The 14,462-nt window shown below is 56.4% G+C and carries 10 protein-coding genes; 7 read left to right on the top strand and 3 right to left on the bottom strand.

Annotated features, from left to right (window positions below):
* The first annotated feature begins 180 nt into the window (after nt 1–180).
* From SV7mr_RS04800 to SV7mr_RS04780, 5 genes are all read left to right on the top strand, one after another.
* Nucleotides 181–2,829, top strand: coding sequence for a DUF4332 domain-containing protein (locus SV7mr_RS04800; protein WP_419188103.1), 2,649 nt, complete (start codon nt 181–183; stop codon nt 2,827–2,829).
* 151 nt (nt 2,830–2,980) lie between these two features.
* Nucleotides 2,981–3,256, top strand: coding sequence for a DNA-directed RNA polymerase subunit alpha C-terminal domain-containing protein (locus tag SV7mr_RS04795; protein WP_145269713.1), 276 nt, complete (start codon nt 2,981–2,983; stop codon nt 3,254–3,256).
* Nucleotides 3,257–3,374: 118 nt separating this feature from the next.
* Nucleotides 3,375–4,466 carry a hypothetical protein gene (locus tag SV7mr_RS04790; protein ID WP_145269711.1) on the top strand — a complete coding sequence of 364 codons (1,092 nt, stop codon included), beginning with the start codon at nt 3,375–3,377 and terminating at the stop codon, nt 4,464–4,466.
* The gene (locus tag SV7mr_RS04785) at nt 4,463–4,882 is read left to right on the top strand and encodes a hypothetical protein (RefSeq protein ID WP_145269709.1); all 420 of its coding nucleotides are present in this window, start codon (nt 4,463–4,465) and stop codon (nt 4,880–4,882) included. The genes SV7mr_RS04790 and SV7mr_RS04785 overlap by 4 nt, the downstream gene beginning before the upstream one ends.
* Before the next feature lie 514 nt (nt 4,883–5,396).
* Nucleotides 5,397–6,341: an IS110 family RNA-guided transposase gene (locus SV7mr_RS04780; protein ID WP_145268727.1), complete on the top strand. Its 945-nt coding sequence runs from the start codon at nt 5,397–5,399 to the stop codon at nt 6,339–6,341.
* A gap of 257 nt (nt 6,342–6,598) precedes the next feature.
* Here SV7mr_RS04780 and SV7mr_RS04775 read toward each other — a convergent pair whose 3' ends face one another.
* The 3 genes from SV7mr_RS04775 to sucC all read right to left on the bottom strand — a co-directional run bounded on the left by SV7mr_RS04775 (nt 6,599) and on the right by sucC (nt 9,616).
* On the bottom strand, nt 6,599–7,381 hold the full coding sequence (locus SV7mr_RS04775; protein ID WP_145269707.1) for an endonuclease/exonuclease/phosphatase family protein: 783 nt from the start codon (nt 7,379–7,381) through the stop codon (nt 6,599–6,601).
* 115 nt (nt 7,382–7,496) lie between these two features.
* A complete protein-coding gene (sucD, locus tag SV7mr_RS04770; protein ID WP_145269705.1) occupies nt 7,497–8,369 on the bottom strand; it encodes a succinate--CoA ligase subunit alpha in 873 nt (290 codons plus the stop codon).
* A gap of 59 nt (nt 8,370–8,428) precedes the next feature.
* Nucleotides 8,429–9,616 (bottom strand): ADP-forming succinate--CoA ligase subunit beta, encoded by a 1,188-nt coding sequence (sucC, locus tag SV7mr_RS04765; protein ID WP_145269703.1) that lies wholly within the window; start codon nt 9,614–9,616, stop codon nt 8,429–8,431.
* 263 nt (nt 9,617–9,879) lie between these two features.
* Between sucC and SV7mr_RS04760 the strand changes: the two genes are divergently transcribed.
* Both SV7mr_RS04760 and SV7mr_RS04755 read left to right on the top strand, forming a co-directional pair.
* Nucleotides 9,880–11,439, top strand: coding sequence for a UxaA family hydrolase (locus SV7mr_RS04760; protein ID WP_145269701.1), 1,560 nt, complete (start codon nt 9,880–9,882; stop codon nt 11,437–11,439).
* A gap of 411 nt (nt 11,440–11,850) precedes the next feature.
* Entirely contained in the window at nt 11,851–14,193 is a 2,343-nt protein-coding gene (locus SV7mr_RS04755) for a SulP family inorganic anion transporter (RefSeq protein WP_145269699.1), read from the top strand.
* Nucleotides 14,194–14,462: the final 269 nt, after the last annotated feature.

Below are 14,462 nucleotides of genomic sequence, written 5' to 3'. Positions count from 1 at the left end.
AACTCGCCAGGCAGCCTCCTCTCTGGGATTCGTCTTTCGCTGAGCAGAGAGATTTTCTAGAGTAGACTTTTCCCGCTGTTTGACTGGCAAAAACTGCCGGTTTTGACCCTGTCTGGACGTCTGGTGCTCACCCACTGGTGTTCAGAATGATTGACTGACATGGCCAAGGAGGAGCCTACCGTGTTGCTGGATCGCATTGATATCGACACGCACGGATTGTTGAACCGAGTGGAATTGGGACCGTTTTCCCAGGCGATGAATCTTGTCAGCATGCCAATTGGCGCTGGCAAAACCGCTTTGGTCCGGTTTGTCCGTGATTCACTGGTTCGACGCCAATATCCCTTGGGCATGATGAACAGCTCGGCCGGCCGTGTGGTCTGGGTCGAAGCCAATGGCAAAATTCATTGCCGCCGTGAACAGGATGGCAGCCAACAAGGTCGACGCACGATCGAATTCGAATCTCGCGGCGATGTCACGCATCGATTTGACTACCACCACGACAGTTGGATCAACGGCATTGCCGACACAACCCCTGCCTCGCGTGCGTTGCAAGCGATCCAATTGCCCGACAGCATCGTCGATGGCATTTTAACCGATACCGCAGTCAGCAGTGTCACGCGCAGCGTTCAAGCCTGCTTGCTGGCAGGGCTTTGCGATCCCGAGTTGACCGCTCGCTGCCAAAACGCAACGCAGCCGATTCACGCGTCTCGCCCCACCGCATCGTTCGCCGATCTGGCCAGCTCTTGGCTGAACCGACTTTCCAGTGGTCGATTGCGAACCATCAACTGGGACGCTTCTCAGTTCGTTGCTTCAGGCGACTGGCAAACCGTTCGTCCGCACGGCGGCTTGGTCGACATCAACGGCCAACCGGAAACGCAGCATGGTGCGGCTGAGCGCGCGTTAGCTGTGATTGCCGTTCGTTTGGCAGCAGCGGATGTGATCAAACAAAGCGGCTTGATGGCCAGTGCAGGACATGGCATTCCGTTGCTCATCGAAACGCAACCGGAATTGATCACTGGCGCCCACTGGAACGCAACCCAAATCGATCAGCTGGTGCAAACACTTCGACAAGCCAGTGAGTCCAGTGGACATCAGCTGATTGTTCTGACCAGCGATCGCATCCTGACCAACGTGATGATCTCTGCGGGTGCCAAATCGTTTGCCGTGCATGGCAAACGCGACGGCCATCAACACCGCCCGCTTTGGAAACCGCATTACGCGCTCGAACGCTACTCCGGGCCGCACTATCACGCCACTCAGCCAATCACCCATGATCCATCAAGCGATGCCAAGGTTGGCTTGGAGCATTACAGCGACGAGGCCGCCAGCTGGGAGCGATTGGCCAAACATTCACCGCTGCCGGAGGCACGCAGCCTGGATGCTGTCAACGAAGACTTAGACCAAGCTTACTGGGAATCAACCGATGCGACCGCAGCCGCATTCCAGATTCCTCCCATGTCCAAGCCAACACTCGATTACCCCGCCGGCGGCCAACGCCCCGCGGCACTAGGACCGGTCCCCCAAAAGGTTACTCAGCAGGTTACTCAGCGGGCTCATCGCTATGGCCATCTGGACAACATGCAACCTTGGGCGGATGGCTATTACTTTAGCGAGCACTTCACAACCGACGCGCCGATCGCTCGCCACGCTCAGCCTGCGCACTCGCCGTTGACGCTCCCCCAGGGCACACAACAGCCTGCCTCATTACAGAGCCCCTCACAAAGCCTTGCCGCTGGACAACCGCCACTGGGACTCAGCCAACAAGCTTCCGCACAGAGCCCCTTCTTTTTGAACTTTGACAGCCCGATCGATCAAGCGCCTTCAATCGATGCGGTTGCAGCGGCCAGACTGCGTCGTTTGGAAGTCACACACATCAATCACTTGATGAACCAAGATCCCAATCGGCTTAGCGACGCCTTGGGTTTAGCCGGTGTGACCGCCGCGACAGTTCGTCGTTGGCAAGCCGAATGTCGTTTGGTGTGCCATGTGCCGCAACTGCGCGGCTTCGATGCACGCATCTTGGTTGGCTGTGGGATCAAGGATGCGGCAACGCTTTCAGCCACCAATCCAAACTCACTGCTCGATCGCGTCGAAGCTTTCCTGGCCACCGAACGTGGGCAGCAGATTCTACTCAGTGGCACCAGCTATGAACTCGCTCGGCTGACCAGCTGGATCGCTGCTGGCAATGTGCAACCCGTCGAAACCAACACGGCGACGACAAAGGGGACAGTGAAAAAGGCATCTGCAGCGCAAGCGGAAAGCGATTCTCATGACGAAGTGGTTTACGAGTTTGTCGATGATCATGGACAAACCGCACAGGCCTCCTCGAAACGGAAACGTCAGCGGCAAGCACCCGTGGTGGAGGCCTCGGCGGGTCATGAATTGGACTCGATCAAGTTCTACTTGAACCTCGATAGCCCCATCGTTGACGCACCTTCGATTGGCGAGCGAATGGCAAGCCACTTGCACGCGATCGACCTTTGGACCGTCGCTGACTTGGTCACAGCCGACGCTGAAACAGTGGCCGATCAATTGCAACAGCGCCGCGTCGATGCTGCTGTGGTGACCACCTGGCAAGCGCAGGCCACGTTGATGTGCCGCGTGCCAAACCTACGCGGCCACGATGCACAGCTGTTAATCGCCGCTGAAATCACCAGCCCAGAAGAACTCACTGAGTACGATGCCGAGACACTGTTGGACACGATCAGCCCGATCGCCAAGAGTAACGAAGGCAAACGGATCTTGCGTGGGAGCCAACAGCCCGATCTGGAAGAATTGCAATCGTGGATCGATAGCGCTTATCATCAGCGGGAGCTCCGAGCAGCCTAGGCTGTTCAAAGAAACCGATCTCCCCCCCGAATGCCGAAATTGCTTGCATTGCCAGGCGGAATCGCAGAGAATCTGCCTACAACCCTTTCGCAAACGGATCTGCTGACTCGTTTGTGATCGCAGCGCAATCGCCGCCCCAAAGGAGTTAGGCATGAGCACTCGGATCCCTGTCAGCCAAAGCGACCAGGAAGCTCAGCAACGTTCGCTGAGTTTGGAATTGAGCATTGCAGAGATTGGCTTGTCGGTTCGCACAACGAACTGCCTGGAAACCACAGGCATTCTGAACGTCCGCGACCTTTTGAAAGCCAGCCCCAAGCAACTGTTGGCGATCAATAACTTTGGTGAAAAAACGCTTGGGGAAGTCTATGAAGCCCTGGAAAAACTGGGTTTCTATCGGCCAAGCCGCCGGCCCCGAAAGCCTCGCTAGCGAGACCTGACCGCGGTCCCTTAGTTCGAAAAACGACAAACGCCGCTGTCACCCAGGCGGTGACGACCTACAATTTGCGACCGTTCTGTTCGCCCCACGTTCTCATCAAGTCACTGGTATGCCCCGTTTTCCGCAACCTTGGAGCAAAAAACGGGGCGGGCGTTTTATTGGCGACGAACTTCGTAGCATCCTCTGGGAAACAGCCTTCTATAGCTGTGTATTCCTCGCAGGCGTGTTCGTGGTCGCCTTGGTGTTGATCAACCAACTGGCCAGCTGGGAATCGATCGCTCAGCTGACCAATCTTGACCCAAACACAGTGACCCCCAAGGAAATTCAGGGCAGTGGTCTGGGCGCCTGGGTCTTTGGCGTGACCGGCTTTGCCGCCGCTGCATCCGGCGTGGCTGGATTGGTGTACCGCTTGTTTCACATCGGCGCCAGCCATGAACGTCGCTCCGCGATTGCCAATCGAGCCTCCTCGATTGAAATCATCGTGCCCGAACCGACCAGCGAAGACCGCATGCCAACGGTTCCCAGCGGCGAAGCGATGAACGATTCGCCGGGCGAGCGTCTAACCTATCGCCTAGCCGCTGAGCGGGCCCAGGGCAAGGATTTGGTCGGCCCAACGCTGCTGGCGCTGCTCTGGAATTCCGTCTGGTTTGTCCTGCTGGCGGTGGTCATTCTGGGCTTCTGGCATGCTCAACCGCGTTACATTCTGGCCGGCCTGCTGATTCCCTTCGGCTGGGTGGGTTACTGGTCATTTTCCTACTTCCTCGCTCAGCTCCGACGATCCGTGGGACTCGGGTCCACCATCGTGGAAATCAGCGACCATCCGCTGTTCCCCGGTGGCAAGTACCGCGTCTTCGTCTCGCAGGCCGGAAAATTACGATTACGACGACTGCGCGTGCGTGTTTGTTGCGAAGAGGAAACGGTGTACAGTCAAGGGACGGACGTTCGCGTGGAAAGTTGTGAAGTTTTCGCGGAAGAATTGTGTGAAGAACGCGATGTACGCGTTGACCCGCAGGCTCCCTGGGAACAACAATTCACTTTAGATCTGCCTGACAACGTCATGCATTCGTTTGTCGGGCTGCACAATGCCGTCCGCTGGAAAGTCATCGTTTCCGGAGAAGCACGCAAGTGGCAATCATTCTGCCGAAACTACCCCGTCGTCGTCCGTCCTCCGGGCTTGCCGCAGAAACGCAGCCCGCGATGAGCGTGTGCCTGTGCCGTGAAGACGGCATGTACGAAGGCGGCAAGACGCTTGAAGCGCGCTGGCGAATCAGCCGCGTGGACCTGGATGCGTTGGCAGCCGTTGAAGTCTCTGTGCTGTGGTACACCGAGGGCAAAGGTGACACGGACATGCAAGTCCACTATTTCACTCGGTTTGAAAAAGACGACTTGCATCGCTGTGGACTGGCCGATGAGCAATCGTTGAACTGCTTGCTGCCCGCGACACCACTGAGTTATCACGGTCGTTTGATCCGCGTGAAATGGGCGGTGCGCATCCGAGCCTTCACCGTCGACGGTCGCAAATTCATGACCGAACAACCGTTCTACATGGTCGCTCCCGGATCCATCAGCAACGGAACGCAGTCGGTCGTTGGTGAACAACGCCGACGTCTCTCCTAGTCACCCCAGCGATTCAAGCAACAGGACACAGCCGCTAATGCTGTGTTGACTGAACTCTCCCGCAAGCGAGAGGATGTTGCTGAAAGCACTCGTTGACTGAACTCTCCCGCTGGCGGGAGAGTCGAGCCTAAGCGAGGTGAGGGTGAAGTGGTTGGCAACGCCAACCGCAATGCCACAACGAAACCCTCCCCGGCCGGCCAGTGAGACAACCATTGCTCCGCCTTGTAAACCTGCAAACTCACCAGCGCGCCACCACCGCAAACCGGCCGACCCTTGTATGTTACATTCTAGTGGTGTTTCGTTGGACACTACAGATGCAGTTGCTTTAGCCTCTGAGCGTAGCGAAGAGGCTAAAGCAACTGCGGCCGACGGCAGATCGTTGACCCTCGAGTGCTGCAACGCAGATACTGTGCGGGAGCTGGATCGTCGTCGGCCTTTGGTAAATAGCCCGAACAGCCGCCTGAGCCGAGACAAGCTCTCGAGCTCGCATTTGCAAGGAAGGGATACATCCAAGATGAGTTTTCAACACTTTATCGGAATCGATGTCTCAAAAGCCAAGCTTGATCTCGCGTTTGATGAACAAGCCACGACAACAGTCGTTCCCAATGATCCAAAGGGAATTGATGAGCTAGTGGATTTGTTGCCAGAAGCGAAGTCTTGCCTGATCGTAATTGAGGCCACTGGCAACTACGAACGTCCACTCGCTGTGCGACTTGTTGAAGCCGGCCATGTTGTCTCTGTGGTCAATCCGAGACAAGTGAGAGACTTTGCCAAAGCGATTGGAAAATTGGCAAAGACTGACAAGATCGACGCACGCATCATCGCACTGTTTGGGAAATTGACGAGGCCTCGAGCCGTCGCCAAAACCAAGCAATTGCAGGGTGAATTGGATCAGCTTGTGACTCGAAGAAGACAGTTGATCGGCACCAGAACTGCCGAGAAGAACCGACAGGGACAAGCCGTGTCCGGAGCGGTTCGCAAGAGCATTCAGCGCGTTCTCGATGCAATCAACAAGGACATCAAAATGATTGATCGTGAGATCCAAAAGCTTGTGCAGTCTGATGATGACTGGAAGCATCGCGCCGAATTACTTGGGACGATGCCTGGTATCGGCGATGTGACATCAGCAACGATCATTGCAGAGTTACCAGAGCTTGGCGACCTGAACCGACAGGAAATCGCCTCGCTCGTTGGACTAGCACCGTTCAACCGGGACAGCGGGCAGATGCGAGGCAAGCGTTCGATTTTTGGAGGCCGTGGATCAGTGCGATCGGCGCTCTACATGGCCGCACTGAGTGCTCGCCGATACAACCCAGCGATCGCAGCCTTTTCCAAGAGACTGGCCGAACAAGGCAAGCCTCCAAAGGTCGTTATTACCGCATGCATGCGCAAAATCCTCATCACACTCAACACAATGGTCAAAACAAATACAGCATGGGAAAATCCACAAAACGCTTGACATCTAACACAGCCGCTCCCGCAAACGGGAGGATGTTGCTGATAGGACCGTTCGTTGACTGAACTCTCCCGCTGGCGGGAGAGTCGAGCCTAAGCGAGGTGAGGGTGAAGTGGTTGGCAACGCCAACCGCAATGCCGCCACAACAAAACCCTCCCCGGCAATCGGGAGGGTGTTGCTGAAAGCACTCGTTGACTGAACTCTCCCGCTGGCGGGAGAGTGATATCGAGACACCGCTGTGGCGAACGGCTGATGTGCGTTTACTTAAGTTCCAAGACCGCCAGGATCGCACGATGATCCGACGCCACGGCTTCGTCAAGCACTTTGACTTCCACCACGGACCAGCGTTCGGCTGGGCGCAGCAGGATGAAATCAATTTGCTTGACCGGTTCCTTGACCGGAATCGTTGCTAAAGGCTGCTCGTTGGCAAGAGTCCATTGCTGTTGCAAGGCTTGCAAGGTTTGACTGTCCGGCGTGGCGTTCAAGTCGCCAGCCAACAATGCGGGTTGGTCAGGCCGCTCAGCCACCAATGCATTGATTTTGCGGGCCGACTGGAGGCGTTCGCTGGAATCCTTTCGATGATCAAAATGTGTTGCCAACAGCAAGAGCGATTGACCGCTGCCCGGCAACTTGAGATCCGCCTGAATCACACCGCGTTGTTCGCCGTGATTGACATTGGGCAGCAAGACATTTTGATGGGAACCGATTGGCAATCGAGTGAGCACCGCGTTGCCATAGTGCCCACCCTGTAAATCGATGTTGGCACCAAAGACAGACTTCATCTCAGTCAACTTGGCCAGTTCGGCGGCTTGGTCAACACCACCGGTGCGGCTGGTGTTTTGATCCACCTCTTGCAAGGCAACGACATCCGGCTTGACTGACAGGATCACGTTGGCGATTCGCTGCAGATCAAGCTTACCATCGACTCCCTGAGCATGGTGAATGTTGTAACTCAACACGCGAAGCCTGACAGGCTGCTGACCGGCAACCAGAGTCGATCCAGAAACAAGGATCGCGAGGACTAAGAAGAGTTGTTTCAGCATGTTGATTCCGCCCAGGAGACGCGGCATCGCGCCGCGTGTACGCTTCGGTGCATGGAGCGGCGCGAGGCCGCTTTGCATCAATCAAGAAAGCGGCAAGAGGCCGCTCTGACAGAATTTACTTGCCCATCGCGTCGACGACGGCTTGCCCCATATCAGCTGGGGTTGGCGCGACGACGATGCCAGCGGATTCGAGCGCCGCGACCTTCTCAGTTGCTGTCCCCTTTCCTCCGCTGATGATCGCACCGGCGTGGCCCATGCGTTTTCCTGGAGGCGCGGTCCGCCCTGCGATGAAAGCGGCCACCGGCTTGGTGACGTGTTCTTTCACGTAGGCAGCTGCTTCTTCTTCGGCCGAACCACCGATTTCACCGATCATCAAGATCGCTTCGGTTTGGTCATCTTCTTGATACCGTTTCAGCAGATCGATGTAGTTGGTACCGACAATGGGGTCACCACCAAGGCCAACGCACGTGCTTTGCCCCAGTCCCAGGGAACTGGTTTGCCAAACCGCTTCGTAGGTCAGCGTTCCACTACGGCTCATGACACCGACTTTTCCGGGCTGATGAATGTAGCCCGGCATGATGCCGATTTTGCACTGACCGGGGGTGATCAATCCAGGGCAGTTGGGGCCGATCAGCACGGCGTCACTGGCACGAACTTTCTCGTAGACTCGCACCATATCGACCACTGGCACACCTTCGGTGATCGCCGCGATGACTTTGATGCCCGCGTCGATGGCTTCCAGGATCGCGTCGGCAGTGAAGGGCGGGGGCACGAAGATCATTGAGGCGTCAGCACCGGTTTCGCTGACCGCTTCTTCGACGGTATCAAAAACGGGAATGCCTTCGACGTTTTGGCCACCTTTACCGGGCGTCACGCCACCGACCATCTGCGTGCCATACTCACGGCAACCGAGCGAGTGGAAGGTACCAGCCTTGCCTGTGATGCCTTGGCAAATCACTTTCGTGTTGCCATCAATCAAGATACTCATGGTTATTTCTAATATTATTTAGTGATGGTTTGTTATTGAATGAACTTCAGCGATCGGCATTAGACACCAGTGGCGGCAACGATTTTCTTGGCCGCGTCGGTGATGTCCGTCGCAGTGATGATCTCCACATCGCTTTCAGACAACATTTTGCGTCCCTCTTCGACTTCGGTGCCTTCCAAGCGGACGACCAGTGGCACTTCGAAGCCCACGGTCTTGCTAGCGGCGATCACGGCGGCTGCGATCGTGGTACAGCGGGCGATGCCGCCAAAGATATTGACCAACAAGCCTTTCACATTGGGGTCAGAGAGCAAAATGCGGAAGGCCTCGGTGACTTGCTCTTCGTTTGCACCGCCACCAACGTCCAGGAAGTTCGCTGGCTTGCCGCCGTGGTACTTGATGATGTCCATCGTTGACATTGCCAAACCGGCACCATTGACGAGGCAACCGATATTGCCTTCCAACTTGACGTAGCTCAGACCGGCATCACTGGCGCGAACTTCGCTGGGCTCTTCTTCGGCGAGGTCACGGTACTCAGCGAGTTTTGGATGACGATACAGCGCGTTGTTATCAAAGTTGATCTTTGCATCAAGGGCGATCATTTGATCGTCGCCGGTAATGACCAAGGGATTGACTTCGGCGAGCTCGCAGTCGTAATCGACATAGAAGCGGCACATCGCAGGCATGAACTTGGCGGCTGCCTTGGCGGCGGCACCGCTGATGCCGAGCTTCTTGCAAAGCTTGCGAACTTGAAAGGCTTCCAGTCCGATGGCTGGATCGAAGTGTTCTTTATGAATCAGTTCGGGCGTGTTCTCAGCCACCGTCTCGATTTCCATGCCGCCTTCGGTACTGACCATCAAAACCGGTTTGGCAACGGCTCGATCCAGGACAATGCCCAGGTACAGCTCGCGAGCGATATCACAACCGGCTTCAACGAAGACTTTGTTTACCGTTTGGCCTTCTGGGCCGGTTTGGATGGTGACCAGTTTGTTGCCCAACAGACCCGCGGCAGCCTGGCGAGCCTCATCGGCACTTTTCACCAACACAACGCCGTGCTGTTCGGGGTTGCCGATCACGGTTCCTTTACCGCGTCCGCCAGCGTGAATCTGTGATTTGACAACCGCGACCGGGCCGCCAAGTTTGTCATACGCTGCTGCTGCTTCGTCTGGAGTGACTGCGACAATGCCTTCTAGAACCGGCACGCCGGCTTGACGAAAGAGCTCTTTGCCTTGGAATTCGTGGATTTTCATCGAGGGTTATGATCCGCATGCGCCATAGGTCGTCTGGAAATTACAATGCACTGACAACGGCAACGAAGCCGCTCGTCGGAATCAAACCAACGGGGCAACCCCCTTAGGGTGGGATTCTCTCAAGCACCTTGACGATGCTTGGCAGCAAATTTCAATCTGCTCTCCCTGGCCAATCGCCAGCACATCCGCGAATATAGGGCGGCGAAGAACATTTCGGAACCACAGACAGGGACTGTTGCCCGGCACAATTCGGGCCTTCTACGATGAGCAACACTGCCACACACTGCATTCGGCTGAACCCCCAAGACAATGTTGCCATCGCGACGGCCGAAATTCAGGCCGGGCAGACGGCGATTCTGCCAGCCGGCGCGCACATTGCGCTTTCCCAGCGAATCCCAGCGGGGCACAAATTTTGTACCCGACCGATTGCGAAAGGCGAAAAAGCCCTGAAATACGGCTCCGCCATCGGCCAAGCAACCCACGACATTGCCGCCGGCCAACATGTTCACAGCCATAACCTTGTCCAGTCACACCAACCGGACAAGTCCGTCCAAAGCACCACCCCGCCGCCACCGCCACCGCCTCTTAAGCGGTCCTTTGAAGGTTTCGCGCGGGCCAACGGCCAGGTTGGCACTCGAAATTACGTCGCGATCATCAGCACTGTGAATTGCAGTGCGACCGTTTGCCACAAGATCGCGCAGCGCTTTGACGCTCAGCGGCTCAAACGATGGCCCAATGTCGATGGAGTCTTTGCTGCTACCCACCCCACCGGCTGCGCGTTCGAGTACAACGGGCTGAAGCACCAAATGCTGGGCAGAACCCTCGCAGGTTACGCAAACCATGCCAACGTCGGCGGGCGGCTGATCATTGGACTCGGCTGCGAGCAAAATGCCGTGGGCTACCTGTCACAGCATCAAGGCGTCGTGCCACTGTATGATCTGCAGGGACAACCCATGACCCGCGATGCGGGGGTCCCAATGCTGACCATGCAGGACGAAGGCGGTTCGCAGGCCACAATTGAGCGCGGCGAGCAGCTGCTTGAACAAGTTCTCGACATGGCCAACAAAGCCCAGCGAACCAGCCAAGATGCCTCGCATTTAAAGCTGGCCGTCGAATGCGGAGGCAGTGACGGTTACAGCGGCGTGACAGCCAATCCAGCAATCGGCGTGGTGTCGGATCGAATGGTCGCTTGTGGAGGTTCGGCAATCATCTCTGAAACCACCGAACTGTTTGGCGCCGAACACTTGTTGTGCCAACGAGCTCGAACACCGGAGGTCGCCAACGAACTGCTGCAATTACTGCATTGGTGGCAAGACTACGTCGGCGTTTACGGTGGCCAACTGGACAACAATCCATCCCAAGGCAACAAGGCTGGCGGCCTGACAACCATCACCGAAAAGTCGCTCGGTGCGGCAGCCAAAAGCGGCTGCACGGCGCTTGAAGCGGTCTATCAATACGCCGAGCAAGTCACCCAAAAAGGACTCTCCGTGATGGACACCCCGGGGTTCGATCCAGCCAGCGTGACCGGGAAAGTGGCTGGGGGCGCCAACTTGGTGATGTTCTCCACCGGCCGTGGCAGCTGCTTTGGATGCAAACCGGCCCCGGTCATCAAAGTCGCATCCAACTCCGCTTTGTTTGATCGCATGCGTGATGACATGGATCTCGATGCCGGCCAAGCCCTGGGCGATAAAACGATTCAACAGCTGGGCGATGAATTCTTTAATTATGCGCTGCGCGTCGCCAGCGGTGAGCAGACGGCCAGCGAACGGCACGGCTTCGGCGATCAAGAATTCGTGCCCTGGACGGTCGGTCCGACGCTGTAGTGCCAATAGACGAATCGCGAGCCTCTGACGGCGTTTGCGTTACACTCCCGCTTGCCCGAAACTCAGGCTTTCCCGGCCTGCAGAGGGTGATGGCAGGGTTCGCAAAACAAGCGTTTGATGCAGATTTCCCGACCTGGCCGCACTGACGGGGCCCTTCCGCAGGGAGCGTGGATGTCCCCAGTACGCAGCGAGTCTCCCCCCTGTCGTTTCTTGGTCAAACTCGTTGGCAGACGCACCATTCCGGTCCCAAGCAACCGATGATTATGCTAGTTTGCTACAGCAGGATCAGCGACTGGATCATTTCCGCACACCCCCGTTCACCGGGGCGTTCTGTCACATTGCCAAACGGGCAGCGAGGTGAGACAGACGTGATCAAATGCATCAATCTGTGAGATACATTGCGAGACCCCGATGGCCAGCGAATCAGCAAGCACCCCACAGCAAACGAACCCCGGCAACCTCAAACCATTCGCGCCCTCGACACTGTTCGCGGACGTTCGCGGTGGCTTGGTGGTTTTTCTTGTCGCGCTACCGCTATGCCTGGGCATTGCCTTGGCGTCCGATCCTGAAGGCGACCAAATCAATCTACCGCTGATGTCGGGATTGATTGCAGGAATCGTCGGTGGTTTGGTGGTCGGACCGCTCAGTGGATCTCAGACCAGTGTCAGCGGTCCCGCAGCCGGATTAACGGCAGTCGTTTTGCACTGGTTGACGCAGTGTGGGTCGGTCGAAACCTTTTTGCTGGCGGTGTTTCTCGGCGGCGTCCTGCAGGTTGGCTTGGGCTTCGCCCGTGCCGGATCGTTGTCGGCCTTCTTCCCATCAAGTGTGATCAAGGGGCTGCTGGCGGCAATCGGTGTGATTCTGATTCTCAAGCAGTTGCCGCACGTCTTCGGTCATGACCAAAACCCGGAAGGCCAGTACGATTGGTACCAGCCTGACCACGAGACCACGCTCAGCGAATTATTCAGGGTGATCAACGATTACCACATCGGTGCAGCGATCGTGGGCATTTTGTCGGTGATCTTACTGATCGCCTGGGACCGGATTCCGCAGCTCAAGAAGCTGGTGATCCCAGGTCCGTTGGTGGTGGTGATTCTTGGAGTCGTGCTGCAGTACTGGTTCCAATCGTTTCACGAAGCGATCAACATTGGTGCCGAGCACTTAGTCAACATTCCGATTGACGAGGAAAGTACACAGGGGCCGGTGCGTGACTTTTTCAACTTGCTGATTTTTCCTGACTGGATGCAAATCGGCAACCCGATCGTCTGGCAAGCAGCGGTCACGATCGCAATTGTGGCGTCATTGGAATCACTGTTGAACTTAGAAGCGGTCGATAAGCTCGACCCTCACCGCCGCCAATCACCGGCCAACCGTGAACTCTTCGCTCAAGGGATTGGCAACATGGTCTCGGGTGCCTTTGGAGGCCTGCCGGTGACCAGCGTCATCGTCCGCGGCAGCGTGAATGTGGGTATTGGCGCAAAGACCAAAGCGAGTGCCATTTTCCATGGTGGCTTGTTGTTGATCTTTGTGATGATGTTTCCCAAGCTGCTCAATACCATTCCGCTGTCTTGCTTGGCGGCGATCCTGCTGGTAACAGGATTCAAACTGGCCAGCCCGAAACTGGTCAAACAAATGTGGTCCGAGGGCCGCTACCAATTCATTCCCTTTATCGTCACCGTCGTCGCCATTGTCCGCACCGATCTGTTGACGGGGATCCTGATCGGGTTAGCCATTAGCACCCTGTTCATTTTGAACAGTAATTTGCGAAGCCCCATTCGCCGTGTGCTAGAAACTCACCTCGATGGGGAAATCACGCACGTTGAACTGGCTCAACAGGTCAGCTTTCTGAACCGTGGTTCACTGAATCAACTGTTTGATGAAACACAAAGTGGGACGCACATCCTGATCGATGCGAGCGCCTCCGATTATATCGATCCGGACATCTTAAGCATGATCCGCGAATTCAAAGACAAGGACGCCCCGGCGCGCGGCGTGAAGGTCTCCCTACGAGGATTCCGCAGCAAGTACGACATGAAAGACGAATTGCTGTTCGCTGATTATGCCACCAAGGAACTCAAAGAACGCAGCACCCCCGACCAAGTCCTGGCGTTGCTAAAAGAAGGCAATCAACGCTTCGTCAACGGAAAACGTGTGAGCCGCGACCTGGGCCGCCAAGTCAACGCCACCAGCATGGGACAAAACCCGTTGTCCGCAGTGCTCAGCTGCATTGACTCAAGAGTCCCGGTGGAATTGATTCTGGATCAAGGCATCGGCGATGTGTTTAGCATCCGAGTCGCTGGCAACATCATCGGCACCAAGTCGATGGCCAGCCTGGAATACGCCGTCGCAGTCAGTGGCGTAAAACTGGTGCTGGTCCTCGGACACACACGCTGTGGAGCAGTGATCTCCAGCATCGACTTGGTCGCTCAAGAAGCCGACGTGGCAGCAGTGACCGGTTGCCAGCACTTGGGGGCAATCGTTGACAAAGTTGCTGAGGTGGTGAACCCACAGGAGTGTCGCGACGCCAAAGACAAGTCGGAACAAATGCAATCGGACTTCGTCGACGAAATCGTGGTCCGCAACGTCCAGCACACGGTGGAACAAATCCCCTTGATCAGCAGCGCGATCGCCAAAGCCATTGACGAAGGCAAGACCCAAGTTGTCGGCGCTGTCTACGATGTGTCTAGCGGGAAAATCTACTTCCTTGATGACACCCCGGATCCGACCAAAGAACTCTCAGCCAAAGTGGTCTAGCGGCTTAGGCACCAGCCGCCGTTCCGTTTCCATCTGAACGCGACAAATCCGTGTGCTAACGCCAAATCCGTAGGTTGCCGTGCTTGCAAGCACCATGGTCGTCAAAAAAACGCTCATCACCAAAAACCGTGGCGAACGCCAAAACCTCGGATGCGCAACGGCCCGCATGCGGCTTATGCATGCTTTGATCGCGTCCCCTTGAAGTGCTTGGGCGGCAAAGATTCTTTGCCCGATTCGACGCTGAGCCAGTATTGATCTACACTAAACTG

Origin of the sequence: Stieleria bergensis, from assembly GCA_007745635.1 — a bacterium.
In the GTDB taxonomy this organism is placed as follows: Bacteria; Planctomycetota; Planctomycetia; order Pirellulales; family Pirellulaceae; genus Stieleria; species Stieleria bergensis.
The sequence above is the reverse complement of the archived record's forward strand: the minus strand, read 5'-3'. Positions and strand labels throughout refer to the sequence as shown.